Annotated in this window: 3 tRNA genes and 3 rRNA genes; all 6 read right to left on the bottom strand. The window is 53.4% G+C overall.

From position 1 onward, the window contains the following. Positions 1-19 precede the first annotated feature (19 nt). Positions 20-96: transfer RNA gene (locus D8Z78_RS24105), tRNA-Met, on the bottom strand. A gap of 43 nt (positions 97-139) precedes the next feature. Next, a 5S ribosomal RNA gene (gene rrf, locus D8Z78_RS24110) occupies positions 140-254 on the bottom strand. 213 nt (positions 255-467) lie between these two features. Then, a 23S ribosomal RNA gene (locus D8Z78_RS24115) occupies positions 468-3,288 on the bottom strand. A 531-nt stretch (positions 3,289-3,819) separates the two neighbouring features. Further along, positions 3,820-3,896, bottom strand: a tRNA-Ile gene (locus D8Z78_RS24120). A 22-nt stretch (positions 3,897-3,918) separates the two neighbouring features. After that, positions 3,919-3,994 (bottom strand) — tRNA-Ala (locus D8Z78_RS24125). A 153-nt stretch (positions 3,995-4,147) separates the two neighbouring features. Next, positions 4,148-5,607: ribosomal RNA gene (locus tag D8Z78_RS24130) — 16S ribosomal RNA — on the bottom strand. Together the 16S, 23S and 5S rRNA genes with 3 tRNA genes alongside form the textbook arrangement of a ribosomal RNA operon. Positions 5,608-5,990: the final 383 nt, after the last annotated feature.

Here is a 5,990-nt window from a genome sequence, read left to right on the forward strand (position 1 = left end):
GCGGCCTGTTCTCTGTAAGTGGTTGCGGGAGTAGGATTTGAACCTACGACCTTCAGGTTATGAGCCTGACGAGCTACCTGGCTGCTCCATCCCGCGCTGGTTGTGGATCGTATAAGAGATAATGTTTGGTATTTTCTAGGTTTGGCGGTGACCTACTCTCCCACGTCTTGAGACGCAGTACCATCGGCGCTACGGCACTTAACTGCCGGGTTCGGAATGGGACCGGGTGTTTTGCTCGCGCTATTGCCACCAAACCAAGGAAATACCAGATTGCTGCGCAATCTGCATTTCCTTGGTTTGGTGAGTGGCGGCAGTGCCTTTTGCATTGCAAAAGGTCACGAGAGCCACACCCATCCATTCCAGGTGCCATTGCGCAACATCAATCAAGATCGTCGTCCAAGTCTTTCGACTTTTGGTGTGTATGCTTTTGATATGTCTTGTATAAGCAAGCCTTGCTTTTACTGGATCAAATCAAGCCTATCGGACCATTAGTACCGGTCAACTGAATGCATTGCTGCACTTACATCTCCGGCCTATCGACGTGGTGGTCTACCACGGTCCTCAGGGATACCTTGTTTTGAGGGGGGCTTCCCGCTTAGATGCCTTCAGCGGTTATCCTTTCCGATCATAGCTACCCTGCACTGCTGCTGGCGCAACAACAGGTCCACCAGTGGATCGTTCACCCCGGTCCTCTCGTACTAGGGGCAACTCCTCTCAAGTATCCTACACCCACGGCAGATAGGGACCGAACTGTCTCACGACGTTCTAAACCCAGCTCACGTACCTCTTTAAATGGCGAACAGCCATACCCTTGGGACCTGCTCCAGCCCCAGGATGAGATGAGCCGACATCGAGGTGCCAAACACTGCCGTCGATATGGACTCTTGGGCAGTATCAGCCTGTTATCCCCGGCGTACCTTTTATCCGTTGAGCGATGGCCCTCCCACTTGGGACCACCGGATCACTATGGCCGACTTTCGTCTCTGCTCGACTTGTCAGTCTCGCAGTCAGGCTGGCTTATGCCATTGCACTCAACGAGCGATTTCCGACCGCTCTGAGCCAACCTTCGCGCGCCTCCGTTACCGTTTAGGAGGCGACCGCCCCAGTCAAACTACCCACCACGCAGGGTCCCGGACCCGGATAACGGGCCGCGGTTAGACATCAAGCAGAATAAGGGTGGTATCTCAAGGTTGGCTCCACCGGGACTGGCGTCCTGGTTTCAAAGCCTACCACCTATCCTGCACATATTGTGCCTGATGCCAGTGCGAAGCTGTAGTGAAGGTGCACGGGGTCTTTCCGTCTAACCGCGGGAAGCCTGCATCTTGACAGGCAATTCAATTTCGCTGAGTCGATGTTGGAGACAGCGGGGAAGTCGTTACGCCATTCGTGCAGGTCGGAACTTACCCGACAAGGAATTTCGCTACCTTAGGACCGTTATAGTTACGGCCGCCGTTTACCTGGGCTTCAATTCAGAGCTTGCACCCCTCCTTTTAACCTTCAGGCACCGGGCAGGCGTCAGACCCTATACGTCGTCTTGCGACTTCGCAGAGCCCTGTGTTTTTAGTAAACAGTCGCCACCCCCTGGTTTGTGCCCCCGGTGATCAGACACCGGGCCTCCTTCTCGCGAACTTACGGAGGTATTTTGCCGAGTTCCTTCAACATCGTTCTCTCAAGCGCCTTGGTATTCTCTACCAGTCCACCTGTGTCGGTTTAGGGTACGGTCTCATGAAGGGCTATTTCCAGGAACCGTCTTGAACATGCTCCAATCCGATAAGGAACATGCGTCGCCACGATCCGTCACATCCTTCTGGCCCAGGAATATTAACCTGGTTCCCATCGACTACGCCTTTCGGCCTCGCCTTAGGGGCCGGCTTACCCTGCTCAGATTAGCTTTAAGCAGGAACCCTTGGACTTTCGGCGAGAGTGTCTCTCACACTCTTTGTCGCTACTCATGTCATCATTCTCGCTAGTGATCTCTCCACCGGATGCCTTACAGCCCGGCTTCATCGAAAGAACCCATGTCTCCAACGCCTTCCGGAGAAGGCTAAAGAGACAGAGTTCTATGTCACACTACGCTCCGCTACCATGCGCTATGCGCATCCTAAGCTTCGGCTCATGGCTTGAGCCCCGTTACATCTTCGCCGCAGGACAACTTGATTAGACCAGTGAGCTGTTACGCTATCTTTAAAGGATGGCTGCTTCTAAGCCAACCTCCTGGTTGTTTTGGTCGTCCCACCTGCTTTCCCACTTAGCCATGAATTGGGGGCCTTAGCTGTAGGTCAGGGTTGTTTCCCTCTCCACTACGGACGTTAGCATCCGCAGTGTGTCTGCCATCTAGTACTCCCGGGTATTCGGAGTTTGGTTAGGATCAGTAAGCCTGTGGGGCCCCATTACCCATCCAGTGCTCTACCCCCCGGGGTATTCGGATGACGCTCTACCTAAATAGATTTCGCGGAGAACCAGCTATCTCCGAGTTTGATTGGCCTTTCACCCCTAGCCACAACTCATCCCGACCTTTTTCAACAGGTGTGGGTTCGGACCTCCAGTAAGTGTTACCTTACCTTCATCCTGGTCATGGCTAGATCACTCGGTTTCGGGTCTGATCCATCTAACTCGACGCCCTATTAAGACTCGCTTTCGCTGCGCCTACACCTAACGGCTTAAGCTTGCTAGATAGACCAAGTCGATGACCCATTATACAAAAGGTACGCCGTCAGGACTCGAGGTCCCTCCGACTGATTGTAGGCGTCCGGTTTCAGGTACTGTTTCACTCCCCTCGTCGGGGTGCTTTTCACCTTTCCCTCACGGTACTGGTTCGCTATCGGTCAGCAAGGAGTACTTAGCCTTCGAAGGTGGTCCTCCGATCTTCAGACAGGATTTCACGTGTCCCGCCCTACTTAATACGTCCTTCAAAGCTTCCCATACGGGGCTGTCACCCGCTATGGCTGCGTTTCCCAACGCATTCTGGTCACTTATCAGGCTCGGCTGGTCCCCGTTCGCTCGCCGCTACTAGGGGAGTATCAATTGATTTCCTTTCCTCCGGGTACTTAGATGTTTCAGTTCCCCGGGTTTGCTCTTCAAACCCTATGTATTCAGGTAAGAAGTACCTGGTTAAGCCGATTATAAATTGCCGAAGCAATTATAACCAACTTTCAGGTGGGTTGCCCCATTCAGAGATCCGTGGATCAAAGCTTATTCTCAGCTCCTCACGGCTTATCGCAGAGTATCACGTCTTTCATCGCCTCTTGCTGCCAAGGCATCCACCAAACGCCCTTCTCGCGCTTGATTTGATCCAGTAAGAGCAAGGCTTTGTATTCGTCCTACCGCCTTTCGGCTACTTGAGGACAGATACGACCCCGCTGGTTCACAGGGTTGCCTGGATGATCTTTGCCGATGCATCCGTCTTACTGGCTCAAAAGCATACTATTTTCCCGCCCTCGCTGTGCGAGGACTATTGGTGCAATCCGTAGATCGCACCGGGTTAGTGTACTTGACTTGGACAACGATTGCTCGTTTCAGAAGGGATATCTCAGATCGCGCCGGCTAGACGGACCTAAAACCTTCCACTGATCGGCTTGGATCCATGCCTTGCGGCACATCACCATCCGGTGGAACCAACTGAGGTTTACCGCTCACGCGCGGCAACCAAGCAATGTTGATTGATTATCTCTATACGATGTCAATTCCCGGCACGTTCGAAGAACGTGTCCGGAGCGGAAATAGGCGACTTTCGAAGAAAGTCTGCCGATCCGCTCATCCGATTGGATGATCCAACACTTTATTCAAGTGCTCGATGATCAAATCGGTATTTCCTGAGAATGGTGGGTCGAGGAGGACTTGAACCTCCGACCTCACGCTTATCAGGCGTGCGCTCTAACCACCTGAGCTACCGACCCATTCTCGTGGACCCAGACCAAGTGGTGGAGCCTAGGAGGATCGAACTCCTGACCTCCTGAATGCAAATCAGGCGCTCTCCCAGCTGAGCTAAGGCCCCATGCTTTGGAACACTGCGCCATAAGCGCAGGACCTATTCTGAAGAGATATGAGGACGACCCGGGTCCGTCTGATGTTGCTCCGGCAAAGGTACCGGAGCGTTGCTAAGTGTATCATGAGAAAGACAAGTCTTTCTGACTAGATACATCCTTAGAAAGGAGGTGATCCAGCCGCAGGTTCCCCTACGGCTACCTTGTTACGACTTCACCCCAGTCGCTGATCCTACCGTGGTCCGCTGCCTCCCGAAGGTTAGCGCACGGCCGTCAGGTAGAACCAACTCCCATGGTGTGACGGGCGGTGTGTACAAGGCCCGGGAACGTATTCACCGCGTCATGCTGTTACGCGATTACTAGCGATTCCGACTTCATGGGGTCGAGTTGCAGACCCCAATCCGAACTGAGATATCTTTTGGGGATTAACCCACTGTAGATACCATTGTAGCACGTGTGTAGCCCAACCCGTAAGGGCCATGAGGACTTGACGTCATCCACACCTTCCTCCCGCTTATCACGGGCAGTTTCCCTAGAGTGCCCAGCCGAACTGCTGGCAACTAAGGATGTGGGTTGCGCTCGTTGCCGGACTTAACCGAACATCTCACGACACGAGCTGACGACAGCCATGCAGCACCTGTCACCGCGTCCCCGAAGGGAACCATCGATCTCTCGATGTAGCGCGGGATGTCAAGGGTTGGTAAGGTTCTGCGCGTTGCTTCGAATTAAACCACATGCTCCACCGCTTGTGCGGGCCCCCGTCAATTCCTTTGAGTTTTAATCTTGCGACCGTACTCCCCAGGCGGAATGCTTAATCCGTTAGGTGTGTCACCGAACAGTATACTGCCCGACGACTGGCATTCATCGTTTACGGTGTGGACTACCAGGGTATCTAATCCTGTTTGCTCCCCACACTTTCGCACCTCAGCGTCAGTATCGAGCCAGTGAGCCGCCTTCGCCACTGGTGTTCCTCCGAATATCTACGAATTTCACCTCTACACTCGGAATTCCACTCACCTCTCTCGAACTCAAGACTGGGAGTTTTGGAGGCAGTTCCAGGGTTGAGCCCTGGGATTTCACCCCCAACTTTCCAATCCGCCTACGCGCGCTTTACGCCCAGTAATTCCGAACAACGCTAACCCCCTCCGTATTACCGCGGCTGCTGGCACGGAGTTAGCCGGGGTTTCTTTACCAGGTACTGTCATTATCATCCCTGGCGAAAGAGCTTTACGACCCTAAGGCCTTCATCACTCACGCGGCATGGCTGGATCAGGCTTGCGCCCATTGTCCAAGATTCCCCACTGCTGCCTCCCGTAGGAGTCTGGGCCGTGTCTCAGTCCCAGTGTTGCTGATCATCCTCTAAAACCAGCTATAGATCGTAGGCTTGGTAGGCCATTACCCCACCAACTACCTAATCTAACGCGGGCCGATCCAAATCCGATAAATCTTTCCCCCGAAGGGCGTATAAGGTATTACTCACCGTTTCCAGTGGCTATTCCTTAGATCTGGGTACGTTCCCACGCGTTACTAACCCGTCCGCCGCTCACCCGAAGGTGCGCTCGACTTGCATGTGTTAGGCCTGCCGCCAGCGTTCGTTCTGAGCCAGGATCAAACTCTCAAGTTGAAAAGCTGTTACCAGCTTATCCTTGACGTTCGAACCTCTGCACATCTCCAATACTTCACCGGTGCTTTGGGGGCCCCGGCTATGTCCACCCGGCTAGGAACGGACACATATTGGAAGTCATCTGTTTGATTGTGCTTCAGGTTTCATCAGAAACCGAAAGCCGCTCAAACAGTGAAGCTGACACTGGATCATCGAGCCGAAACCCTACCAGCGTTGATATGCAGCGTTTGATCCATCGAATGAACCAAGGTCGCCCACATATCTCTTCAGATACCATCAATGTCAAAAAGCGCAGAGACAAAAACCAGACCGAAGCGCCCTAAACTTTACGGCGCGCCCGCCTGATACATGCCTCTAATGTCTGCTTCCCTTCCCCTCAGTGC

Source organism: Tropicibacter alexandrii (genome assembly GCF_003667315.2).
Classification (GTDB): domain Bacteria; phylum Pseudomonadota; class Alphaproteobacteria; order Rhodobacterales; family Rhodobacteraceae; genus Tropicibacter; species Tropicibacter alexandrii.